Source organism: Comamonas sp. A23 (assembly GCF_004522605.1).
Taxonomy (GTDB): Bacteria; Pseudomonadota; Gammaproteobacteria; order Burkholderiales; family Burkholderiaceae_C; genus Comamonas; species Comamonas thiooxydans.
Genome location: NZ_RSDT01000020.1, coordinates 14,364 through 36,492, shown reverse-complemented (window position 1 = coordinate 36,492; position 22,129 = coordinate 14,364). Strand labels below are relative to the sequence as shown.

Genomic DNA, 22,129 nt, shown 5'->3' with positions numbered 1-22,129 from the left:
CCTGGCCCTGCCCGGTGATCCCCTTCGCCGTGAACGTGGTGCAGTATCCCGTGCCCACCGGCCAGCGCTGCTTCAACCTGGGCCGCGCCATCCGCAAGGCCGTGGAGAGCTACGACCAGGACATCAATGTGCATATCTGGGGCACGGGCGGCATGAGCCACCAGTTGCAGGGTGCGCGCGCTGGCCTGATCAACAAGGAATGGGACAACCAGTTCCTGGACCTGCTGGTCGAGAACCCCCACGGTCTGGCGCAGATGCCACATATCGACTACGTGCGCGAAGCCGGCTCGGAAGGCATCGAGCTGGTGATGTGGCTGATCGCGCGCGGCGCCATGTCTGATGTGGACGGCCCCGCACCGCTGCCCAAGGTGGCGCACCGCTTCTATCATGTGCCCGCATCGAACACCGCAGTGGGCCATCTGATCCTCGAGAATCAGTAAACGTTTCACTACGTTCGCTGCTTCGCGTATTCACTGCCCCCCTGTGGGGGGGGCTTCGCCTCCTTGAGGCGGCTCTACGGAGATCCCAATCATGAGCAAGACCATCAAAGTAGCGCTGGCTGGCGCAGGTGCCTTCGGCATCAAGCACCTGGACGGCATCAAGAACATCGACGGCGTGGAAGTCGTCTCCCTGGTCGGTCGCCGTTTTGACCAGACCAAGGAAGTGGCCGACAAATACGGCATCAAGCACGTGGCAACCGATCTGGCCGAAAGCCTGGCGCTGCCCGAAGTCGATGCCGTGATCCTGTGCACGCCCACGCAGATGCACGCCGAGCAAGCCATCGCCTGCATGAAGGCCGGCAAGCATGTGCAGGTCGAGATCCCTCTGGCCGATGCCCTGAAGGACGCCCAGGAAGTGGCCGAGCTGCAAAAGCAGACCGGTCTGGTGGCCATGGTGGGCCATACCCGCCGCTTCAACCCCAGCCACCAGTGGGTGCACAAGAAGATAGCAGCCGGCGAGTTCAACATCCAGCAGATGGATGTGCAGACCTACTTCTTCCGCCGCACCAATATGAATGCGCTGGGCCAGGCCCGCAGCTGGACAGACCACCTGCTGTGGCACCATGCTGCCCACACCGTGGACCTGTTCGCCTACCAGGCCGGCAGCCCCATCGTCAAGGCCAACGCCGTGCAAGGCCCCATCCACAAGGATCTGGGCATCGCCATGGACATGAGCATCCAGCTCAAGGCCGCCAACGGCGCGATCTGCACGCTGAGCCTGTCGTTCAACAACGACGGCCCTCTGGGCACTTTCTTCCGCTACATCGGCGACACCGGCACCTACCTTGCGCGCTACGACGATCTGTACACCGGCAAGGACGAGAAGATCGACGTGTCCCAGGTCGATGTCTCCATGAACGGCATCGAGCTGCAGGACCGCGAATTCTTCGCAGCCATCCGCGAAGGCCGCGAACCCAACTCCAGCGTGCAGCAGGTGTTCAACTGCTACAAGGTCTTGCACGACCTGGAGCAGCAACTGAACGCGGATTGATCAGCGCGGACTGATTGCCTGGCGCATCTCCGCACGAAAGCCCCCGCAGCCTGTGGCTGCGGGGGCTTGTTTCATTGCGCAAAGTCTCTGTCGCTGCGCGAGGAGGTCGTAGTCGCATTCTTGTGTGGCCGAATCCAGAACCTATACCGAGGCTATCCTTCCCAGGAACGATGGCGCAGTTGACGGGGAGATTGGCCAAACCAGCGCTGGCACGCTCGGGTGAGCACGGCCTGGTCTGAATACCCCAGCAGTTGCGCGATATGGCCCAGGCTCAGGTCGGGCTGCGCAAGCAATTGGGCCACCCAGGTCTTGCGCGCGCTATCGCGCAGCTCTTCGAAGGCTGCGCCTTCCGCCTGCAGGCGTCGCTGGAGGGTGCGCGGGTGCTGGCTCAGGGCGCGCGCCACCGAGGGCAGGTCGGCCATGCCCATGCGAACCAGATTAGCCAGCGCGTTGCGCACCTGGTCTGTCACGCCGGTATCTCTGCCCGGCGCTGCTCCCAACAAGAAACGTTCGACAAACTGCTGCAGCAGCCGGTTGTGTCTAGGCATGGGCTGACGCCAGGCCAGCGGGTCGACGGCAATGCCGTCAAAGCTGGAGCGAAAGCGCGGCAACTGACCCAGGTGCCGCCGGTATTGCGCGCTGCTGCCCACGGGGGCATGGCGCAGATGGATGGCCGCAGGGCGCAGTGCGCCTTCGGACAGCACATGGATCAGGCGGCACATATAGGCCACGCAGATTTCCGTACCCTGGGGCATGTGGGCTTGGGAGGGTAGGCGCGAAAGCACTTCCACGCATTCCAGCCCCTCGTCGGGCGCCATGAAGGTTCTGTAGCTCAGGGTGGGGTTGTGGAAGTGGACATACTTGCCGCCCTGCATCATGCCCTCGCGTACGGTGGGCGCGGACTGTATGACCAGTCCCAGCAGGCCCAGGGTTTCGACACCTTGCTGCGCACACAGGCGCAGCCCGAAATCCTGCACGCCCAGCACGCAGGCGGCTTCCTCTATGGCCAGGGCCACGGCGTGACTGGGCAGGTAGCGCTCGGGGTCGGCCAGATCTTCCGGCACCAGGCCGCAGGCGCGCAGGATGGCGGCGGGGTCGCCGCCCTGTGCGCGCACCAGTTCCTCAAAGCCCGCGAGCGAGGCGGCGCGGACACTGGTCATGACGGCGGAATCAGCGTGTTTGGCTGGCATCGGGGTATGTACTGCATGTCGTTCAACATCAAAATCCTGTCGCGCAAACACAAGTTTTGCCAGAGGGCTAGACCTAGCATGGCTGCGTGACAGACACGATTGACGCAAGTCGGGCCCAGGCTGGAGCTTCACCTCAAGGCCGTGATCCCTGCTCATTCCTGTCGGCTCACGCCCCAGCAGACAAGCAGGAGACACCCGGTATGGCACAGCATTTTGACTTTCTCATCATCGGCGCCGGTATTTCCGGCATTGGTGCGGCCCGTCATCTGCGCGAGCAGTTCGCGGACCGCAGCCTGGCCATCCTCGAAGCCATGGACGGCTTCGGCGGCACCTGGTGGACGCACCGTTACCCGGGCGCGCGCTCGGACAGCGACCTGTTCACCTATGGCTATGGCTTCAAGCCCTGGACGGGCAATGCCATCGCCACGGCGGACGAGATTCGCCACTACCTGGCCGAGACCATTGAGGAGAACGATCTGGCCCCGCTGATCCGCTACGGCCACAAGGTGCAATCGGCCCGATGGTCCTGTGAAGACAGGCTCTGGACACTGGAAGTCACCCACAGCGGCTCGGACGAGGTGCAGACCTTTACCACCGGTTTTCTCTGGGTCTGCGCCGGCTATTACGACCACGGCCAGGGCTATACGCCAGAGTGGCCGACGCTCAAGGACTTCAAGGGCCAAGTCATTCACCCGCAGCACTGGCCGCAGGACCTGGATTACACGGGCAAGCGCATCGTGGTCATAGGCTCGGGTGCCACGGCGGTCACGCTGATTCCCAGCCTGGCGCCGGATGCGGGCCATGTGACCATGCTGCAGCGCTCGCCCACCTTTTTCCTGCCCGCGTCCGAGCATCCGCTGGTGCCGCTGCTCAAGCCTTTGAACCTGCCCGAGGACTGGTACCACGAGATCATGCGCCGCGCCTTCATCGCGCGCACCGACGAGATCGTGCAGACCTCGAGGCAACACCCCGAAGCGATGCGCGCTTTCCTGCTTGGCGAGATCCGCTCCCATCTGCCCGAGGGCTTTGACATCGACAGGCACTTCAACCCCAGCTACCGCCCCTGGCAGCAGCGCATTGCCGTGGTGCCCAACGGCGACTTCTTCCAGGCCATGCGAGAGGGCAAGGCCTCGGTGGTGACGGACACCATAGAGAACTTCGACGCCAGCGGCATCCAGCTGACCGGCGGCGGGCATCTGGACGCCGACATCATCGTTACTGCCACAGGCTTCAATCTCAAGCTTTTCGGCGGCATTGCGTTCAGCGTGGATGGCGCGCCGGTGGATTTTCGCGAGCGCATCTCCTACCGGGGCGTGATGATCGAGGGCGTGCCCAATATGGCCTACACCCAGGGCTACTTCCGCTCCAGCTGGACGCTGCGCTGCGACCTGGTGTGCGACTGGGTGTGCCGCCTGCTTGCCCATATGCACGAGCAAGGCCATGCCGAGGTGCGGCCCACCGTGGCTGCAGCCGATGCCGGCATGCAGCGCCTGTCATGGATAGAGGCCGACAACTTCAACGCTGGCTATGTGCTGCGTGCGCAGGATGCCATGTTCGGCCAGGGCGACCGCCAGCCCTGGAGGCATGACCTGGAATACGCCGAAGAGCGCGTGGTTCTGTCTGCCGCATCGCTGCAGGACGCTGCCTTGGCCTATCGCTAGGTCCGCCCCCGTATCCGTTCCCTCACTCTTTATAACGACAGGAGACTTCACCCATGGCTCTCGATCCCCATCTGGCCGGCGTCCTGCAGCAACTGGCCGCTGCCAACAGGAAAGCCACCGCAGACGGCACGCCCGAAGAAGGCCGTGCCGGCTATCTGGCGCTGACCCGTGGCTCGCTCACACCGCAGCAGATCGTGCCCGTGGCCAGCGTTCAGGACATCACCGTGCCCGGCGGCGCAGGCCCTGTGGCCGCGCGCATCTATCGGCCCGAAGGCGCCGGGCCTTTTCCCACCGTGGCCTATTTCCACGGCGGAGGCTATGTCATCGGCAACCTGGACACGCATGACAATATGTGCCGCGAGATCTGCCGTGGCGCGCGGGCCGTGGTGGTGTCGGTGGACTACCGGCTTGCCCCCGAGCATCCCTTCCCCGCAGGCATAGAGGACGCCTTCGCCGCCGCCAAATGGGTGGTCGCCAATGCGCATGAGCTGGGGGGCAGCGCCACCGTGGCCGTGGCCGGCGACAGCGCCGGCGGCAACTTCTGCGCCGTGGTGGCGCAGCAGCTGCGCGATGCGGGCATTGCCCTGGCTGCGCAATTCCTCATCTACCCCGCGGTAGACCATGCCGCCGCGGAGTACGCCAGCGCCGAGGAGAACGCCAAGGGCTATTTCCTGGAGGCCGAGACCATGGCCTGGTTCTACAACCATTACGCCGGCACCTGCCCTGATGCGCTGGATCCGCGCCTGGCGCCGCTGCAGGCCAAGAGCCTGGCAAACCTGCCGCCCGCCGTGATCGTGAATGCCGAGTTCGATCCGCTGCGTGATCAGGGCGCGGCCTATGCCCAGGCGCTGCGTGCTGCGGGCGGCCAGGCCGAGCTGATTGAAGGTGCGGGAATGATCCACGGCTTCTTCGACATGGGCCGCTGGTCGCCGGGCGCGCAGGCCATCATCACGCACAGCATCGAGCGCTTTGCTGCGCTGCTCAAAACGAGAACCCACTGAGGAGGCCCGCGATGACCCATGTGAATCACCTCACCGTCCTCGGTTCGGGCGTGCTGGGCGGTCAGATCGCCTGGCACAGCGCGTTCAAGGGCAAAACCGTTGCCGTCTACGACATCTCGGAAGATGCGCTGGAGCGCTGCCGCGCCGCACAGGCGCACTACGCAGCCATCTATCTGACGGAACTTGGTGCCAGCGAGGCCGACATCGAGGCCACGCGGCAGCGCCTGAGCTTTGGCACGGACATGGCCCGGGCTGTGGCCAAGGCCGATCTGGTCATCGAGGCCGTGCCGGAGATCCCGGATGTCAAGACCGGTGTCTACCAGCAGATGGCGCCGCTGCTTCAGGCCCACACCGTGGTCGCTACCAATTCGTCCACCTTTTTGCCCAGCGATTTCGCGGCGGCCACGGGCCGGCCCGAAAAGTTCTGCGCGCTGCACTACGCCAACTACATCTGGTCGGCCAATGTCGTGGAAATCATGCCGCACGCGGCGACGGCCCGGGCCACGCTGGAGACCGTCACCCGCTTTGGCATCGAGACAGGCATGGTGCCGATTCCCATCGCCGTGGAGCACAACGGCTATGTCATCAACACCTGGTTCCCCGCACTGCTCAAGGCGGCCCAGACGCTGGTGACCCAGGGCATCGCCACGCCCGAGGACGTGGACCGCACTTTCCTGATTGCCAACCGCGGTGCCCGCATGGGGCCGTTCGGCATGATGGACATTGTGGGCATGAAGACTTGCTACGACGTATCTTCCTACTGGGGCCGGCTGCAGGGCGATGCGCAGCAGCTAGCCAATGCCGAATACGTCAAGACCCGGTTGATGGACAAGGGCCGTACCGGCATGCTGGCGGGCAAGGGCTATTACGACTACCCGAATCCGGCTTATGCAGCAGCGGACTTTCTGGCAGTGCCGGCGCTGTCGCAGCTATCCGACATCGTCGATCGCTGTACTTCAAGAGCCTGAGCCCCTGGTGCACAGATGGCGCATGCGGCCTTGCCTCTGTGCCTGGTGCTGCAGTGAGGCAGTGAGGCAGTGAGGCAGTGAGGCAGTGAGGCAGTGCCGGGCAGGCACCTGACGAGCACAGATTTTGATGCGGACATTATTTTGGCTTGGCATCGGCCATCGACGAACCGGAAGGCTGCTGCTGGAATAATATTGCTCCAGCTTGTATAGCGGCCTGCGACCGCGCTTGGTTCGGTTGAAGGCCTTTGGATGCATAAGGAAAGTTAATGGAAAACCGCAAAGTCGGCCCATTCAGCGTCGCCAATGTCGCGCTGGGCTGCATGAACTTCTGCCATGCCTACGGCAACCCCGTCTCTACCGAGCAGTCGCACGCCGTGCTGCATGCGGCACTGGACGCGGGCGTTACGCTGTTCGACACTGCCGCGCTCTATGGTTTTGGCGCCAGCGAATCGCTGATCGGCCCTGTGCTCAAGCCTCATCGCAACCACATCACCCTGGCCAGCAAATGCGGCATGGCCGGCGTGCGCGGCGAAGACGGCGTGATGCGCCGCGTCATCGACGGTCGTCCCAAAACCCTGCGCCAGAACTGCGAAGACAGTCTCAAGCGCCTGGGCACTGATGTGATCGATCTCTACTATCTGCATCGCTGGGATAAGAACGTGCCCATCGAGGAGTCGGTGGGCGAGATGGCACGCCTGAAGGAAGAGGGCAAGGTTCGCGCTCTGGGCCTGTCGGAAGTGGGGTCCGATGCGCTGCGCCGCGCGCACAAGGAGCACCCGATTGCCGCGCTGCAAAGCGAATATTCGCTGTGGTCGCGCAATGCAGAGCTGGGCACGCTCGCCGCCTGCAAGGAGCTGGGCATTGCCTATGTGGCCTTCAGCCCCATGGGGCGCGCTTTCTTCAGCGGCAAGCTGCAGCAGGTGGACAACCTGGTCAAGGGCGATATCCGCGCCTCCATGCCGCGCTTTGCTGGCGAGGCCTATGCGCAGAATCTGCGCCTGCTGGCGCCCATGCAGGCCGTGGCGGAAAAGGCCGGCTGCACGCTGGCCGAGCTGGCCATCGCCTGGGTGCTGCACCAGGGCGAGCATGTGATTGCCTTGCCCGGCACCACCAGCGTGGAGCATCTGCACGAAGACATTCGCGGCGGCCGCGTCCATCTCGACGCCGAGCTGCTGGCCGAGCTCGATGACATCTTCAAGCCCGAAGCCATTGCCGGCGACCGCTATGCGCTGCAAGGCCAGGGCGAGGTCGATACCGAGAAATACGCGTTTGAAAAGCGCCCAGGCTAGTGCCTTTGCGGACGCCCGGTCAGGGGCGGTCTGCGGCGTTGCCTCGCCGGCCGCGCAAATCCTCGCAATAGCACCACTATTGCTGCGGTATCGCGCGCGGGGGGCCGCCCCCTAGCATTCCATCCCGCGAAGGCCCTGGCGCGGAGGGGGAGCGTAAACAGGTTCTGGTTTGCTTCAGGTTTGGGGCAGGGCGTGCAGTGGAATGTCCCTGTCCTGGGCCAGCTGCATCAGCTCAGCGCAGCTGCGTGCGGCCAGAAACCGGGCCACGCCCTGATGGATCTCTGGCTTACGCATATCGGTTGGGTGGCTGAACAGCAGGTCCGCCGCTTCGCACAGGCGCTGTGCAAAGTGGGGCTCCAGCGCGGCCACGGCCACGATGCCGTCGGCACAGGGATAGATGCGGTAGCCCGCATGGGCGCCGCCGACATCGCCTGCGGGCTGGGTCAGGCCCCAGTGCCAGGGCAGGGCCAGCCATTGGGCGGCCTGGGCCAGGCCGACCTCGCGCACTATGCCGTGCCCGCTGCGGCTGCTGACGAGCACGGCCTGGAGTACGGCCTCGCTGGCCATCAGCGCCCCCGCCATATCGGCAAACAGGCTGGGGGGCAGGGCGGTGCTGTGCACGAGGCCCGCTTCGGCCTGATAGGTGAGGTCGTGACCGGGGACATCGGCCAGTTCGCCCGCGCTGCCGACCACGCGCACCAGCGACAGTCGGGGGTAGCGCTGCTGCAGGGCTTCCCAGCCCAGGCCCAGCTTGCTCAGTGCCGAGGGCCGGAACGAGGTCAGCAGCACATCGGTTTGAGCCAGTTGCTCATGCAGACTGGCCTGGCCTTCGGCGGTCTTGAGATCGGCCTGCAGGGTTTGCACCTTGTCATGCATCTGCGCGTAGGCATCTGGGCAGTAGAGGCCCATGGGGTCGGCGCTGCGGCCTGCGCCGGGTGCCAGAGGCTCGAGCTTGCGGCAATCGGCTCCCATGCCGGCGCAGCGCCACAGTGCGGCGGGGCCGGGCAGGTTCAGAGCCAGGCTGAGTATGCGAATTCCTTGCAGGGGTTGAATGGCGGTGCTTGGCATGAGTGGGAGTCTTCCTTGTCTGGACTTGTGCAAGCCAGGGTGGCATCAGGATGGTTTCCTTGAAGCGAAGCCCTTGCTTGAGTCTGATTTGCGTAAGTCGTGCTTGTGCAACTGCTGTTGTAGTGCAAGCCGGGCCCTGACCCTGGCACTTTCAGGACAGTCTGTTGCGGTGGCGGTGCTTTCAGGCGCTGTTGCGCTGTGGCAAGCTTGTCCTATCTAAGAACGTGTTTACGATCTCTACGCAGCCGCGTTGGAGCGCAATCGGGATGAGTTCGAAGCGATGGCCCGCCGCTTGCACTGGGGTGCAAGCAAGAGACAGCGCACAGAAATCGCCCGATTTCGCTCCAACCCTCCGGGACAGTGTCTTTGCGGGCAGTCTGCGGCGTTGCGAATCCTCGCAATAGCACGGCTATTGCTGCGGTATCGCGCCTAGCATCCCATCCCGCAAAGCCTCTGTCGCGGCGCGAGGAGATCGTAAACATGTTCTATAAAACGCCCCTAGGGGCGTGTTCGATTGACCGAGATGCGTAGACGTACGCTTTTGTCCCTGGGCGCAGCCTCCGTGCTGGCCGCCGGCGGGGGCTGGAAGGCTTTTTCAATGAACTCCACTTCTTCTTCCTTGTTGCCCGAGCAACTGCTGCAGCAGCTCAAGCCTTCGCCGCGCATGCCGGTGATGTTTCTCGGCCACGGCAGTCCCATGAATGTGATCGAGGACACGCACTGGCGCCAGAGCTGGAAGGCGCTGGGCCAGGAGCTGACGGCCAAGGGCATTGCGCCGCAGCTGATTCTCTGCGTCTCGGCCCACTGGCTGACCGAGTCCGACTGGGCGCTGACCGGCATGGCCCAGCCGCGCACGATTCATGACTTCGGCGGCTTTCCGCAAGAGCTGTTCGACCAGCAATATCCGGCGCCCGGCGCGCCAGAGGTGGCCAGACAGCTGGCGGCCGAGCTGCATTCGCCGCTGGACGGATCGGCCTTGCTGCTGGACCAGAAATGGGGTTTTGACCATGGCACCTGGTCGGTGTTGCTGCCCATGTTTCCCGAGGCCAGCATTCCCGTCATGCAGCTGAGCATGCCCTATGGACTGGCGCCCGAAAAGCATTTCGAGATGGGCCGCCAGCTGCGCGCGCTGCGCGACCGCGGCGTGCTCATCGTGGGCAGCGGCAATATCGTGCACAACCTGCGCGCCATGCAGCGCGGTGCCAGCGACAACCAGGCCTATGACTGGACGATACAGTTCGACACCGAAGTGCAGCAGCGTCTGGACAGCGGCAATCTGGCGGATCTGAGCACCTTTCTGGACTGGGGGCCACAGGCCCGTCTGGCCCATCCCACGCACGACCACTATCTGCCTCTGCTGTATGCGGCAGGGGCCGTGCAGGAGGGCGAAGCGCCGCGCGTGTTCAACACGGCCTACCAGTATGCGGCACTGTCCATGCGCTCGGCCATCTGGGGATTGAACGCCTGAATTATGATTTTGATAGCTTGATGCGATTGATTTACAAGGCTTTCAGATGATTTTCTGCCTGAAAACAATATGGGGAAATCGCTGGCAGCTATCAATTAATAGGTAGACACTAAAACGGCCATAAAAAAAGAGCAACGGACTTTTCATCCGTTGCTCTTTGGTTTTCAGGAACCAGGCCCTGAATCGTGAGCTTAGATCACGGCGGCGATGGCCTTGCAGACATAGTCGATGTTCTTGCTGTTCAGCGCAGCCACGCACATGCGACCGGTGTCGGTGCCGTACACGCCGAACTCGGAGCGCAGGCGCACCATCTGGTCCTTGGACAGGCCGGAGTACGAGAACATGCCGATCTGGGTGGTGATGAAGGACATGTCCTGGGTCACGCCGGCAGCCTTCAGGCCGTCGACCAGCTTCTGGCGCATGGCCTTGATGCGCACGCGCATCTCGCCCAGCTCCTTTTCCCACAGAGCGTGCAGCTCGGGGTTGTTCAGCACGGCTGCCACGACGGCGCCGCCATGTGTGGGAGGGTTGGAGTAGTTGGTGCGGATGACGATCTTCAGCTGCGACAGCACGCGAGCGGCTTCTTCCTTGTCGGAGGCCACCACGGACAGGGCGCCCACGCGCTCGCCGTACAGGCTGAAGCTCTTGGAGAAGGAAGTCGAGACAAAGATGTTCAGGCCGGCAGCCACGAACTTGCCGATCACGGCGCCGTCTTCGGCGATGCCGTGGCCAAAGCCCTGGTAGGCCATGTCCAGGAAGGCGACCAGGCCCTTGGCCTTGACGACGGCGATCACTTCATCCCACTGAGCGGCGGTGATGTCGTAGCCGGTGGGGTTGTGGCAGCAGGCGTGCAGCACGACCACGGTGCCGGCAGCGGCAGCGTTCAGGTCGGCCAGCATGCCGGCGAAGTCGATGGAGCGGGTGGCTGCATCGTAGTAAGCGTAGGTGCCGACTTCAAAACCAGCGTTGGTGAAGATGGCCTTGTGGTTTTCCCAGCTGGGGTTGGAGATCAGGACCTTGGCGTTGGGGTTGAGCTTCTTGAGGAAGTCGGCGCCGATCTTCAGGCCGCCGGTGCCGCCGATGGCTTGCACGGTGGCAACGCGGCCGGACTTGACCACGTCGGACTCGGCACCGAACACCAGGGCCTTGACGCCGTTGTCATAGGCGGCAATACCGTCGATGGGCAGATAGCCGCGGGCGGTGGGCTTTTCCATCATGGCCTTCTCGGCGGCCTGCACGCACTCCAGCAGGGGCAGCTTGCCGTTGTCGTCGAAGTACACGCCCACGCCCAGGTTCACTTTGTTGGGGTTGGAGTCAGCGTTGAATTGCTCGTTCAGACCCAGGATGGGGTCGCGGGGGGCCATTTCGACGGCGGTAAACAGAGACATGAAAAAATCCTTGAGGGATGGAAATAAGTCAGGTCACCCCCAGCTACTGCTCCGAGCGCGTTAGACGGGCAGGGCATTGCCCGGTGCTCGAAAAAACGCATCAGCCTAGGTTAGGCTTGAGGGTTGGGCTGCCATTCTACTCCGCGCTTACCCTATGCGTCATGGACATGAGATCATGCAAGAACAAAATATGAATGCCGAGCCGCAAGGCCGTTTCGTGCAATACCCGGACTCGCCGTTCGAGCTGTTCCAGCCCTATCCACCGGCGGGCGATCAGCCTGCGGCTATCGAAAAACTGGTCGAGGGCGTCAATGACGGCGAGTCCTTCCAGACGTTGCTGGGCGTGACTGGCTCGGGCAAGACCTTCACCATGGCCAACGTGATCGCGCGTCTGGGCAAGCCCGCCATCGTGTTTGCGCCCAACAAGACGCTGGCGGCACAGCTGTACTCGGAGTTCAGGGAGTTTTTCCCGAAAAACGCGGTCGAGTACTTCGTCAGCTACTACGACTACTACCAGCCCGAAGCCTATGTGCCTCAGCGCGACCTGTTCATCGAAAAGGACAGCGCCATCAACGAGCACATCGAGCAGATGCGCCTGTCCTGCACCAAGAGCATCATGGAGCGGCGCGATGTGGTGATCGTGGCCACCGTCTCGGCCATCTACGGCATCGGCGAGCCCGAGAGCTACCACCGCATGATCATGACGCTGCGCGCGGGCGACACGCTCAACCAGCGCGACGCGATCGCGCAGCTGATCCGCATGCAGTACCAGCGCAATGACCAGGACTTCTCGCGCGGCACCTTCCGCGTGCGCGGCGACACCATCGACGTGTTTCCGGCCGAGCATTCGGAGCTGGCCGTGCGCATCGAGCTGTTCGACGACGAGGTGGAGAGCCTGCAACTGTTCGACCCGCTCACGGGCCGGGTGCGCCAGAACATTCCGCGCTTCACCATCTATCCCGGCAGCCACTATGTGACGCCGCGCGACAAGGTGCTGGCGGCCGTGGAGACCATCAAGGAAGAGCTGGCCGAGCGCCTCAAGCAACTCGTGGGCATGGGCAAGCTGGTGGAGGCGCAGCGCCTGGAGCAGCGCACGCGCTTCGATCTGGAAATGCTCAGCGAAGTGGGGCACTGCAAGGGTATCGAGAACTACACCCGCCATCTCTCGGCCTCCCAGCCCGGCGATCCGCCCAGCACGCTGACCGACTATCTGCCGCGCGACGCCATCATGTTCCTCGATGAGAGCCATCAGATGATCGGCCAGCTCAACGCCATGTACAACGGCGACCGGGCGCGCAAGACCACGCTGGTGGAGTATGGCTTTCGCCTGCCGTCGGCGCTGGATAACCGCCCGCTCAAGTTCGAGGAGTTCGAGCAGCGCATGCGCCAGGTCGTGTTTGTCTCGGCCACGCCCGCCGAATATGAAAAGACTCATGCCGGGCAGGTGGTGGAGCAGGTGGTGCGCCCCACGGGCCTGGTCGATCCCGAAATCGAAGTGCGGCCGGCCATCCATCAGGTGGATGACGTGCTGCAGGAGATCCGCCAGCGCGTGGAGCTGGAGGAGCGCGTGCTCATCACCACGCTGACCAAGCGCATGGCCGAGCAGCTGACCGAATACCTGACCGACAACGGCGTGAAGGTGCGCTATCTGCACTCCGACGTGGATACGGTGGAGCGCGTGGAAATCATCCGCGACCTGCGTCTGGGAGCCTTCGATGTGCTGGTCGGCATCAACCTGCTGCGCGAAGGCCTGGATATTCCCGAGGTCTCGCTGGTGGCGATTCTGGATGCCGACAAGGAAGGTTTTCTGCGTGCCGAACGCAGCCTGATCCAGACCATCGGTCGTGCGGCGCGCAACGTCAACGGCAAGGCGATTCTGTACGCGGACCGCATCACGGAGTCCATGAAGAAAGCCATCGGCGAAACCGAAAGACGCCGCGAAAAACAGATGGCTTTCAACGAAGCCAACGGAATCGTGCCAAAACAGATTGTCAAGAGGGTGAAAGACCTGATTGATGGCGTTTACAGCGAAAAAAGCGGCAAAGAGGCCGAACGTCTGCAGGAGCAGGCACTACAACAGGCACGTGTCGAGGATATGTCGGAGAAAGACATCGCCAAGGAGATCAAGCGTCTGGAGAAGCAAATGCTGGAGCACGCGAGGAACCTGGAATTCGAGCAGGCAGCGCGTGTGCGAGACCAGCTTTCACTTCTCAAACAGCAATTGTTCGGGGCGGCGCCGTAGGAATATTTCTTCGCAAATCTCGGGGTTATTAGGTGAGTGCACGCTGTTACCCGACAAAATTGATGGGGAATGTGATATACTCGCCTCAAACACTCAACAACAAACTTCCCTCACAGAAGGGCTCTGAACCTAATCACAGGACGGAGTAAGGGCGGAGACTGTGCTCGTCTAGGTACTGTGACCGGGCGTGCGTTTCTGTAACGAACAATCCTGACTGAAGGAGCTCGTATGCGTCTTACGACCAAAGGCCGCTTTGCGGTCACCGCGATGATCGACCTGGCACTGCGCCAGAACAATGGCCCTGTGACCCTGGCTGCCATCAGCCAGCGTCAGCAGATTTCGCTGTCCTATCTGGAACAGTTGTTTGGCAAGCTGCGTCGCCACGAACTGGTGGAATCCACCCGTGGCCCCGGTGGCGGCTACACGCTGGCCCGTAAGGCAACGGACATCACCGTGGCTGACATCATCGTCTCGGTGGATGAACCTATTGATGCGACCCAGTGCGGTGGCTGTCTCTTATACACATCTCAACCCTGAAGCTTGCATGCCTGCAGGTCGACACTAGTCTAGATTTAAATTAATTAAGAGCTCTTGAAATAAGATCACTACCGGGCGTATTTTTTGAGTTATCGAGATTTTCAGGAGCTAAGGAAGCTAAAATGGAGAAAAAAATCACTGGATATACCACCGTTGATATATCCCAATGGCATCGTAAAGAACATTTTGAGGCATTTCAGTCAGTTGCTCAATGTACCTATAACCAGACCGTTCAGCTGGATATTACGGCCTTTTTAAAGACCGTAAAGAAAAATAAGCACAAGTTTTATCCGGCCTTTATTCACATTCTTGCCCGCCTGATGAATGCTCATCCGGAGTTCCGTATGGCAATGAAAGACGGTGAGCTGGTGATATGGGATAGTGTTCACCCTTGTTACACCGTTTTCCATGAGCAAACTGAAACGTTTTCATCGCTCTGGAGTGAATACCACGACGATTTCCGGCAGTTTCTACACATATATTCGCAAGATGTGGCGTGTTACGGTGAAAACCTGGCCTATTTCCCTAAAGGGTTTATTGAGAATATGTTTTTCGTCTCAGCCAATCCCTGGGTGAGTTTCACCAGTTTTGATTTAAACGTGGCCAATATGGACAACTTCTTCGCCCCCGTTTTCACCATGGGCAAATATTATACGCAAGGCGACAAGGTGCTGATGCCGCTGGCGATTCAGGTTCATCATGCCGTTTGTGATGGCTTCCATGTCGGCAGAATGCTTAATGAATTACAACAGTACTGCGATGAGTGGCAGGGCGGGGCGTAATTTTTTTAAGGCAGTTATTGGTGCCCTTAAACGCCTGGTTGCTACGCCTGAATAAGTGTAAGAGCTCATCGATTTCGAACCCCGGCCACGATGCGTCCGGCGTAGAGGATCTGAAGATCAGCAGTTCAACCTGTTGATAGTACGTACTAAGCTCTCATGTTTCACGTACTAAGCTCTCATGTTTAACGTACTAAGCTCTCATGTTTAACGAACTAAACCCTCATGGCTAACGTACTAAGCTCTCATGGCTAACGTACTAAGCTCTCATGTTTCACGTACTAAGCTCTCATGTTTGAACAATAAAATTAATATAAATCAGCAACTTAAATAGCCTCTAAGGTTTTAAGTTTTATAAGAAAAAAAAGAATATATAAGGCTTTTAAAGCTTTTAAGGTTTAACGGTTGTGGACAACAAGCCAGGGATGTAACGCACTGAGAAGCCCTTAGAGCCTCTCAAAGCAATTTTGAGTGACACAGGAACACTTAACGGCTGACATGGGGGGGTACCGAGCTCGAATTCATCGATGATGGTTGAGATGTGTATAAGAGACAGGTGCGGTGGCAAGGAAAACTGTCTGGGCGAAGCCGGCCGCTGCATGACCCATGAGCTGTGGGCTGCACTGAATCAGCGCATGGTGGAATTCCTGGACTCCGTCACTCTGCAAAAGCTGGTGGACGAGCAACTGGCCAAGGGCATCCAGATCGAGGACAAGCCCGTGGTGCGCCGCGCCATCTCCACAGCACCCGTGGTCAAGCCCATCCGTGTGAACGCACCGAACTCGGTGTTCGCCCTGGGTAACGCCTTCGCGAAATCCTGATCCGGGGCCGCTTGAGCAGTGCTCGGGCGGCAACCAGATCGGCATGAAGCCCGACTCCGATAGTCAGGGCCTGGATGCATGCATGGCTGTGCGGCATGTTTCTTCGCCCTGATGGCACCACAAGGTGCATCGATTCCTCACGATTTGTCAGCCAAAAACAAGACGAGCCAGTCATGGACATGACCCCGCACTTTCCCATTTATCTCGACTACGGTGCAACCACTCCGGTGGATCCCCGCGTGGCGGACGCCATGATTCCCTGGCTGCGTGAACATTTTGGCAATGCCGCATCGCGCAGCCATGCCTGGGGCTGGGAAGCCGAAGAAGCCGTCGAGAAGGCCCGCAAGCAGGTCGCCGATCTGATTGGCGCCGACCCGCGTGAAATCGTCTGGACCAGCGGCGCGACCGAGTCCGACAACCTGGCCATCAAGGGTGCAGCGCATTTCTACCAGGGCAAGGGCAAGCACCTGATCACCGTGAAGACCGAGCACAAGGCCGTGCTGGACACCATGCGTGAACTGGAGCGCCAGGGCTTTGAAGTCAGCTATCTGGATGTGCAGGAAAACGGTCTGCTGGACATCGAAGTGTTCAAGGCCGCGATCCGTCCCGACACCATCCTCGCCAGCGTGATGGCCGTGAACAACGAGATCGGTGTGGTTCAGGATCTGAACACCATTGGCGCTCTGTGCCGTGAGAAGGGCATCATCTTCCACGTCGACGCCGCTCAGGCTTCGGGCAAGATGGATCTGAACATGCAGACCATGCCCATCGACCTGATGAGCCTGGCTTCGCACAAGACCTACGGCCCCAAGGGCATCGGTGCGCTGTACGTGCGCCGCAAGCCGCGCGTGCGCCTGGAAGCTCAGATGCACGGCGGCGGTCATGAACGCGGCATGCGTTCCGGCACGCTGGCAACCCACCAGATCGTGGGCATGGGCGAAGCCTTCCGCATCGCCAAGGAAGAGATGGCCAAGGATATGGCGCACGCACGTGCACTGCGCCAGCGTCTGCTCGACGGTCTGAAGGATCTGGAGCAGGTGTTCGTGAACGGCGATATGGAGAACGGAGTTCCCCATTACCTGAACATGAGCTTCAACTTCGTCGAAGGCGAGTCGCTGATCATGGGCATCAAGGGTCTGGCCGTGTCCTCGGGTTCCGCCTGCACATCCGCCAGCCTGGAGCCCAGCTATGTGCTGCGTGCCCTGGGCCGCAGCGATGAGCTGGCACACAGCTCCTTGCGCATGACCTTTGGTCGCTTCACGACGGAAGAGGAAATTGACTACGCGATCAAGTCGATCCGCGAAAACGTGCTGAAGCTGCGCGAGCTGAGCCCTCTGTGGGAGATGTACAAAGACGGCATCGACCTCAGCACTATTCAATGGGCTGCACACTAAGCATAGATTACAAAGAGTTCAAGAGGTAGACACCATGGCTTACTCCGAAAAAGTTGTTGACCACTATGAAAATCCCCGCAACGTGGGCTCGTTCGACAAGAGCGATGACTCCGTGGGCACGGGTATGGTGGGTGCGCCCGCTTGCGGCGACGTGATGAAGCTGCAGATCAAGGTCAATCCCGCCACTGGCGTGATCGAAGATGCACGCTTCAAGACTTATGGCTGCGGCTCTGCCATCGCCTCGTCTTCGCTGGTGACCGAATGGGTCAAGGGCAAGACGCTGGATGAGGCTGCAGCTCTGAAGAACAGCCAGATCGCCGAAGAACTGGCGCTGCCACCGGTCAAGGTTCATTGCTCCATCCTGGCTGAAGACGCCATCAAGGCTGCTGTGAACGACTACCGCGCAAAGCGCACGGCGACGGAAGCCTAAGGCCATGGCCATCTCAATGACCGAGGCGGCTGCCCGTCATGTGAACCGCTACCTTTCGCGTCGCGGCAAGGGGATTGGCGTGCGCCTCGGCGTGAAGACCACGGGCTGTTCCGGCTTGGCCTACAAGCTGGAGTATGTGGACGAGGTTCAGCCCGATGACGTGGTGTTCGAAGACCACGGCATCAAGGTGCTGATCGACCCCAAGAGCCTGGCCTATATCGACGGCACGGAACTGGATTTCGTGCGCGAGGGCCTGAACGAAGGCTTCAAGTTCCACAACCCCAACGAGCGTGATCGCTGCGGTTGTGGTGAGAGCTTCAGGATTTGATTTCCCCCTGAGTCGCTTCGCGCCTTCCCCCCCAAGGGGACGACACCTTCGCTGCGAGGCGGCTCTTGCTCGGTGTCCCTGGCGTGTGTAGCGCCCAAGCGTAAGAACGGAACCGCCTCAGCGCTGCTGCAGGCGGTTTTTTAATGCCATGAATCTGCAATCTGACGACTTTGAATTGTTTGGCCTGCCGCGCAAGTTTGCGCAGGAGCGCAGCCAGATCGACGCACGCTGGAAAGAGCTGCAGCGGGAAGCACATCCAGACCGCTTTGCCGCCCAGGGCGCAGCGGCGCAGCGCGTGGCCATGCAATGGTCGGTGCGCATCAACGAGGCCTATCAGCGCCTCAAGGACCCGCTCAAGCGCGCGGCCTATCTGTGCGAGCTGGCGGGAGCACCAGTGCGGGCCGAAGACAACACGGCCATGCCTGCGGCATTTCTGATGCAGCAGATGGAGTGGCGCGAAGCGCTGGAAGACGCTGCCAGCGAGCAGGAGCTGGATGCTCTGGAGGGCGAGATGCTCGCTGCCAAAAAGCAGATGCTTGGCGAATGCGGTCGTCTGCTGGACGAGGCTGGCGATGCCGCCGCTGCCGTGCAGCAGGTGAGAGCCCTCATGTTTGTTGCGCGATTTGCGCAAGATGTGGATCGCCGTCGCGATCAACTGGGACAATAAGAGCCAGAGCAACGCGCTGTGCCCTAGGCACGCAGCGTATCCACCTTGAGCGGGCCAGCCACGCTGGCCTCTGATGTTTCAAAAGAAGAATTTCATGGCGCTTTTGCAGATTTCCGAGCCCGGCCAATCCCCCGATCCCCACCAGCGACGCATTGCTGTAGGTATCGACCTGGGCACCACGCATTCTCTGGTCGCTGCAGTGCGCAACGGCGTGGCCGAGTGCCTGCCCGACGATCAGGGGCGTGTGCTGCTGCCATCGGTGGTGCGTTACATGGAAATGGGCCGCCGACAGATCGGTTTTGATGCCAAGGCCGCGCAGGCGCAGGATGCTGCCAACACTATCAGCTCGGCCAAGCGCTTCATGGGGCGAAGCCTGGCCGATATCGAATCGCCCGAGAAGCTGCCTTATCGCTTCAAGACCGATGACAGCAGTGTCATCTCCGTCGAAACCGTGGACGGCGCCAAGACGGCCGTGGAAATCAGTGCCGAAATTCTGGCGACCTTGCGCTTCCGTGCCGAAGACACGTTCGACAACGATCTCTATGGTGCAGTCATCACCGTGCCTGCGTATTTTGACGATGCTCAGCGCCAGGCCACCAAGGATGCAGCCAAGCTGGCAGGCATCAACTTGCTGCGCCTGATCAACGAACCCACGGCAGCAGCCATTGCCTACGGCCTGGACAACGCAGCAGAGGGCGTCTACGCCGTCTACGATCTGGGTGGCGGCACCTTCGATATCTCGGTGCTGCGTCTTGCACAGGGTGTGTTCGAAGTGATCGCCACAGGTGGTGACTCGGCATTGGGCGGCGACGACTACGATGACGCGCTGGCGGCCTGGGTGGCGGAAAAGACCGGCACGCAGCTGGAGTCGGCAGCAGACAAGACCGCCTGGCGTATTGCCGCGCGCCATTGCAAGCAGGCCCTGACTGAATCAGAAGTTGTAGCGTTTACCGCTGATATTTCCTCGGGTTCAGTGTCTTTTGATGTCAAGCGTGAGGAATTCATTGCGCTGACTGCTCACTTAACCAGCAAGAGCCTTGCTGCTGTGCGCCGCGCGCTCAAGGATGCAGACCTGGGCCGCGATGAGGTGCAGGGCGTGGTCATGGTCGGCGGCTCCACCCGCATGCCCCAGATTCGCCAGGCCGTGGCCGACTTCTTCGGCAGCGAGCCGCTGACCAATCTCAACCCTGACGAAGTGGTGGCCCTGGGCGCTGCCATTCAGGCCAATCAGCTGGCCGGCAACAATACCGCCGGCGACCTGCTGCTGCTGGACGTGATTCCGCTGTCGCTGGGTGTGGAAACCATGGGCGGCCTGTCCGAGCGCATCATCACGCGCAACGAGACCATTCCCACGGCTCGTGCGCAGGATTTCACGACCTACAAGGACGGCCAGACCGCTCTGGCCATTCACGTGGTGCAAGGCGAGCGCGATCTGGTGGCGGACTGCCGCAGCCTGGCGCGTTTCGAGTTGCGCGGCATTCCGCCCATGGCTGCCGGTGCGGCGCGCATCCGCGTGACCTTCACGGTCGATGCCGACGGCCTGCTGTCCGTCAGCGCCAAGGAGCAGACCAGCGGCGTCGAAGCACATATCAATGTCAAGCCTTCCTACGGTATTTCCGACGACCAGATCGCCCAGATGCTGCAGGACGGTTTTGCCACGGCCCAGGAAGACATGAAAGCCCGCGCCCTGGTCGAGGCCCGCGTGGATGCCGATCGCATGCTGCTGGCCACGCAGAGCGCGCTGGACGTGGATGGGGATGTGCTCAGTGCCGAGCAGCGCGACAGCATCGACGGCCTGATGACAGCGCTACGCGCGGCCGTCGCCAGCGATGATCCGGCCGTCGTGGAGGGCGCAACACAGGCCCTGGCCAAGGGAACCGAGTCGTTTGCGGCCGAACGCATGAATCGCAGCATCCAGCAGGCGCTGGCTGGCAAGAGTGTCAACACCATTTAATTCATAAACAGAACAATGCCCATCATCAAAATTCTTCCTCACGCCGAGTACTGTCCCAATGGCACGGAAATCGAAGCTCCCGTCGGCACTTCGATCTGTGAAGCCATGCTGGACAACGGCATCAATATCGAGCATGCCTGTGATATGAGCTGTGCCTGCACGACTTGTCATGTCATCGTCAAGGAAGGCTTCAGCTCCCTGAACGAGGCGGAGGAAGAGGAAGAAGACCTGCTCGACAAGGCCTGGGGTCTGCAGCCTCAGTCGCGCCTGTCCTGCCAGGCGATTCTGGCGCGCGAGAATGTGACGGTGGAGATCCCCAAGTACTCCATCAATCACGCCAAAGAGAATCATTAAGCACCCCCTGAGGCGCTTTGCGCCTTCCCCCTCTCTCTACGCGCTTCGCGCTAGGGGAGGGGGACGACACCCTCGGTGTCCTGGCTTTGGTGCGCGCTTGTTTTAGAAATTGTTGGGCGATGTGAGCGCCGCAGGTAATTGGGAGAAATTGAATGTCGCGCCAAATTGTTCTGGATACGGAAACGACCGGCCTGTCGGCCATCGATGGCGATCGTCTGATCGAGCTGGGCTGCGTGGAGCTGGTCAATCGCAAACTCACCGGCAACAATCTGCATCTGTACTTCAATGCGGGTCGGGACAGCCATCCAGATGCCTTGCGCGTGCACGGCATCACCACGGAGTTCCTCAAGGACAAGCCGCGCTTTGAGGAAAAGATCGACGAGATCTGGGAGTATCTGCAGGGGGCAGAGCTCATCATCCACAATGCGCCGTTCGACCTGGGCTTTCTGAACAACGAGCTCAAACTGGCCAAGCGCCCGCCGCTCAAGCAGTGCGTGGGCGGAGTCCTCGATACCCTGGTCATGGCCAAGGAGATGTACCCGGGCAAGCGCAACTCGCTGGACTCGCTCTGCGATCGCCTGGGTGTCGACAATTCCAATCGCACGCTGCACGGTGCTTTGCTGGATGCGGAGCTGCTGGCGGATGTCTACATTAATCTCACGCGCGGGCAAGATGCCTTGCTCATGACCGAGGAGCCGGCAGATGCTCCGGCGGCTGGAGCGATTGTCGTTCCCTCGGTGGACCTGAGCAGCTTCAAGTTGCCAGTGCTGCGCGCCAATGAGCAGGAGCAGCAATCCCACGACGATGTGCTCAAGCAGATGGATAAATCCAGCGGTGGCAAGACTGCCTGGCGCAACTTTGAAAATGTGAGCGCCAATCCCTGATACAATAACGCCTATCGGGTGATTAGCTCAGCGGTAGAGCACTGCCTTCACACGGCAGGGGTCACATGTTCGATCCATGTATCACCCACCAGATAGCAAGCCCTCTTGAATCACTGATTCAAGAGGGCTTTTTGTTTCGGGCTGCGGGTCGCATTCATCCTGTTGATGCATGCCGAGCTGCTTCAGACCTGTGGTGTTCGGGCTCGCGTGCGAGC

General features: G+C 61.0%; 18 protein-coding genes, 1 tRNA gene and 3 pseudogenes. 19 read left to right on the top strand and 3 right to left on the bottom strand.

Features of this window, described 5'->3' with window-relative positions; all coding sequences use genetic code 11:
• Together EIC84_RS24745 and EIC84_RS24740 are read left to right on the top strand one after the other, a co-directional pair.
• Positions 1 to 440 (top strand): annotated as a pseudogene (locus EIC84_RS24745) (protocatechuate 3,4-dioxygenase); the annotation flags it as partial.
• A 91-nt stretch (positions 441 to 531) separates the two neighbouring features.
• Positions 532 to 1,491, top strand: coding sequence for a Gfo/Idh/MocA family oxidoreductase (locus tag EIC84_RS24740; RefSeq protein ID WP_003067562.1), 960 nt, complete (start codon positions 532 to 534; stop codon positions 1,489 to 1,491).
• A 152-nt stretch (positions 1,492 to 1,643) separates the two neighbouring features.
• On the opposite strand, the gene EIC84_RS24735 is transcribed toward EIC84_RS24740, so the two are convergent.
• Positions 1,644 to 2,651 carry an AraC family transcriptional regulator gene (locus EIC84_RS24735; RefSeq protein ID WP_237704485.1) on the bottom strand — a complete coding sequence of 336 codons (1,008 nt, stop codon included), beginning with the start codon at positions 2,649 to 2,651 and terminating at the stop codon, positions 1,644 to 1,646.
• A 230-nt stretch (positions 2,652 to 2,881) separates the two neighbouring features.
• Between EIC84_RS24735 and EIC84_RS24730 the strand changes: the two genes are divergently transcribed.
• The 4 genes from EIC84_RS24730 (at position 2,882) to EIC84_RS24715 (ending at position 7,600) form a co-directional block, all read left to right on the top strand.
• On the top strand, positions 2,882 to 4,342 hold the full coding sequence (locus EIC84_RS24730) for an NAD(P)/FAD-dependent oxidoreductase (protein ID WP_003067565.1): 1,461 nt from the start codon (positions 2,882 to 2,884) through the stop codon (positions 4,340 to 4,342).
• A gap of 53 nt (positions 4,343 to 4,395) precedes the next feature.
• Positions 4,396 to 5,343, top strand: a complete 948-nt coding sequence (locus tag EIC84_RS24725; RefSeq protein ID WP_003067566.1) for an alpha/beta hydrolase — start codon at positions 4,396 to 4,398, stop codon at positions 5,341 to 5,343.
• A gap of 11 nt (positions 5,344 to 5,354) precedes the next feature.
• Positions 5,355 to 6,311, top strand: coding sequence for a 3-hydroxyacyl-CoA dehydrogenase (locus EIC84_RS24720; RefSeq protein ID WP_003067567.1), 957 nt, complete (start codon positions 5,355 to 5,357; stop codon positions 6,309 to 6,311).
• Between the two features lie 266 nt (positions 6,312 to 6,577).
• On the top strand, positions 6,578 to 7,600 hold the full coding sequence (locus tag EIC84_RS24715; RefSeq protein ID WP_003067568.1) for an aldo/keto reductase: 1,023 nt from the start codon (positions 6,578 to 6,580) through the stop codon (positions 7,598 to 7,600).
• Positions 7,601 to 7,774: 174 nt separating this feature from the next.
• On the opposite strand, the gene EIC84_RS24710 is transcribed toward EIC84_RS24715, so the two are convergent.
• Positions 7,775 to 8,668, bottom strand: a complete 894-nt coding sequence (locus tag EIC84_RS24710) for a CaiB/BaiF CoA-transferase family protein (RefSeq protein ID WP_003067569.1) — start codon at positions 8,666 to 8,668, stop codon at positions 7,775 to 7,777.
• A 541-nt stretch (positions 8,669 to 9,209) separates the two neighbouring features.
• Between EIC84_RS24710 and ygiD the strand changes: the two genes are divergently transcribed.
• Positions 9,210 to 10,136, top strand: coding sequence for a 4,5-DOPA dioxygenase extradiol (gene ygiD, locus EIC84_RS24705; RefSeq protein ID WP_003067571.1), 927 nt, complete (start codon positions 9,210 to 9,212; stop codon positions 10,134 to 10,136).
• A 191-nt stretch (positions 10,137 to 10,327) separates the two neighbouring features.
• Here the strand turns inward: ygiD and EIC84_RS24700 are convergent, their stop codons facing one another.
• On the bottom strand, positions 10,328 to 11,524 hold the full coding sequence (locus tag EIC84_RS24700) for an amino acid aminotransferase (protein WP_003067573.1): 1,197 nt from the start codon (positions 11,522 to 11,524) through the stop codon (positions 10,328 to 10,330).
• 175 nt (positions 11,525 to 11,699) lie between these two features.
• Here EIC84_RS24700 and uvrB point away from each other — a divergent pair, with 175 nt between their 5' ends.
• The 12 genes and pseudogenes from uvrB to EIC84_RS24635 all read left to right on the top strand — a co-directional run bounded on the left by uvrB (position 11,700) and on the right by EIC84_RS24635 (position 22,005).
• Positions 11,700 to 13,766 carry an excinuclease ABC subunit UvrB gene (gene uvrB / locus EIC84_RS24695; protein ID WP_003067575.1) on the top strand — a complete coding sequence of 689 codons (2,067 nt, stop codon included), beginning with the start codon at positions 11,700 to 11,702 and terminating at the stop codon, positions 13,764 to 13,766.
• Positions 13,767 to 13,994: 228 nt separating this feature from the next.
• Positions 13,995 to 14,276, top strand: a pseudogene (locus tag EIC84_RS24690) (Rrf2 family transcriptional regulator); the annotation flags it as partial.
• Between the two features lie 149 nt (positions 14,277 to 14,425).
• Positions 14,426 to 15,085, top strand: coding sequence for a type A-1 chloramphenicol O-acetyltransferase (locus tag EIC84_RS24685; protein ID WP_000412211.1), 660 nt, complete (start codon positions 14,426 to 14,428; stop codon positions 15,083 to 15,085).
• Positions 15,086 to 15,636: 551 nt separating this feature from the next.
• Positions 15,637 to 15,903, top strand: a pseudogene (locus EIC84_RS24675) (DNA-binding protein); the annotation flags it as partial.
• A 173-nt stretch (positions 15,904 to 16,076) separates the two neighbouring features.
• The gene (locus EIC84_RS24670; protein WP_003067577.1) at positions 16,077 to 17,297 is read left to right on the top strand and encodes an IscS subfamily cysteine desulfurase; all 1,221 of its coding nucleotides are present in this window, start codon (positions 16,077 to 16,079) and stop codon (positions 17,295 to 17,297) included.
• Positions 17,298 to 17,331: 34 nt separating this feature from the next.
• The gene (gene iscU, locus EIC84_RS24665) at positions 17,332 to 17,727 is read left to right on the top strand and encodes a Fe-S cluster assembly scaffold IscU (protein ID WP_003054213.1); all 396 of its coding nucleotides are present in this window, start codon (positions 17,332 to 17,334) and stop codon (positions 17,725 to 17,727) included.
• Positions 17,728 to 17,731: 4 nt separating this feature from the next.
• Positions 17,732 to 18,055, top strand: coding sequence for an iron-sulfur cluster assembly protein IscA (gene iscA / locus EIC84_RS24660; protein WP_003054214.1), 324 nt, complete (start codon positions 17,732 to 17,734; stop codon positions 18,053 to 18,055).
• Positions 18,056 to 18,203: 148 nt separating this feature from the next.
• Positions 18,204 to 18,722 (top strand): Fe-S protein assembly co-chaperone HscB, encoded by a 519-nt coding sequence (gene hscB / locus EIC84_RS24655; RefSeq protein WP_003067580.1) that lies wholly within the window; start codon positions 18,204 to 18,206, stop codon positions 18,720 to 18,722.
• Between the two features lie 94 nt (positions 18,723 to 18,816).
• Positions 18,817 to 20,676, top strand: coding sequence for a Fe-S protein assembly chaperone HscA (gene hscA / locus EIC84_RS24650; protein WP_003067582.1), 1,860 nt, complete (start codon positions 18,817 to 18,819; stop codon positions 20,674 to 20,676).
• Between the two features lie 15 nt (positions 20,677 to 20,691).
• A complete protein-coding gene (gene fdx, locus EIC84_RS24645) occupies positions 20,692 to 21,030 on the top strand; it encodes an ISC system 2Fe-2S type ferredoxin (RefSeq protein WP_003067584.1) in 339 nt (112 codons plus the stop codon).
• A 152-nt stretch (positions 21,031 to 21,182) separates the two neighbouring features.
• A complete protein-coding gene (gene dnaQ, locus EIC84_RS24640; RefSeq protein WP_003067586.1) occupies positions 21,183 to 21,914 on the top strand; it encodes a DNA polymerase III subunit epsilon in 732 nt (243 codons plus the stop codon).
• Between the two features lie 16 nt (positions 21,915 to 21,930).
• A tRNA-Val gene (locus tag EIC84_RS24635) sits at positions 21,931 to 22,005 on the top strand.
• Positions 22,006 to 22,129: the final 124 nt, after the last annotated feature.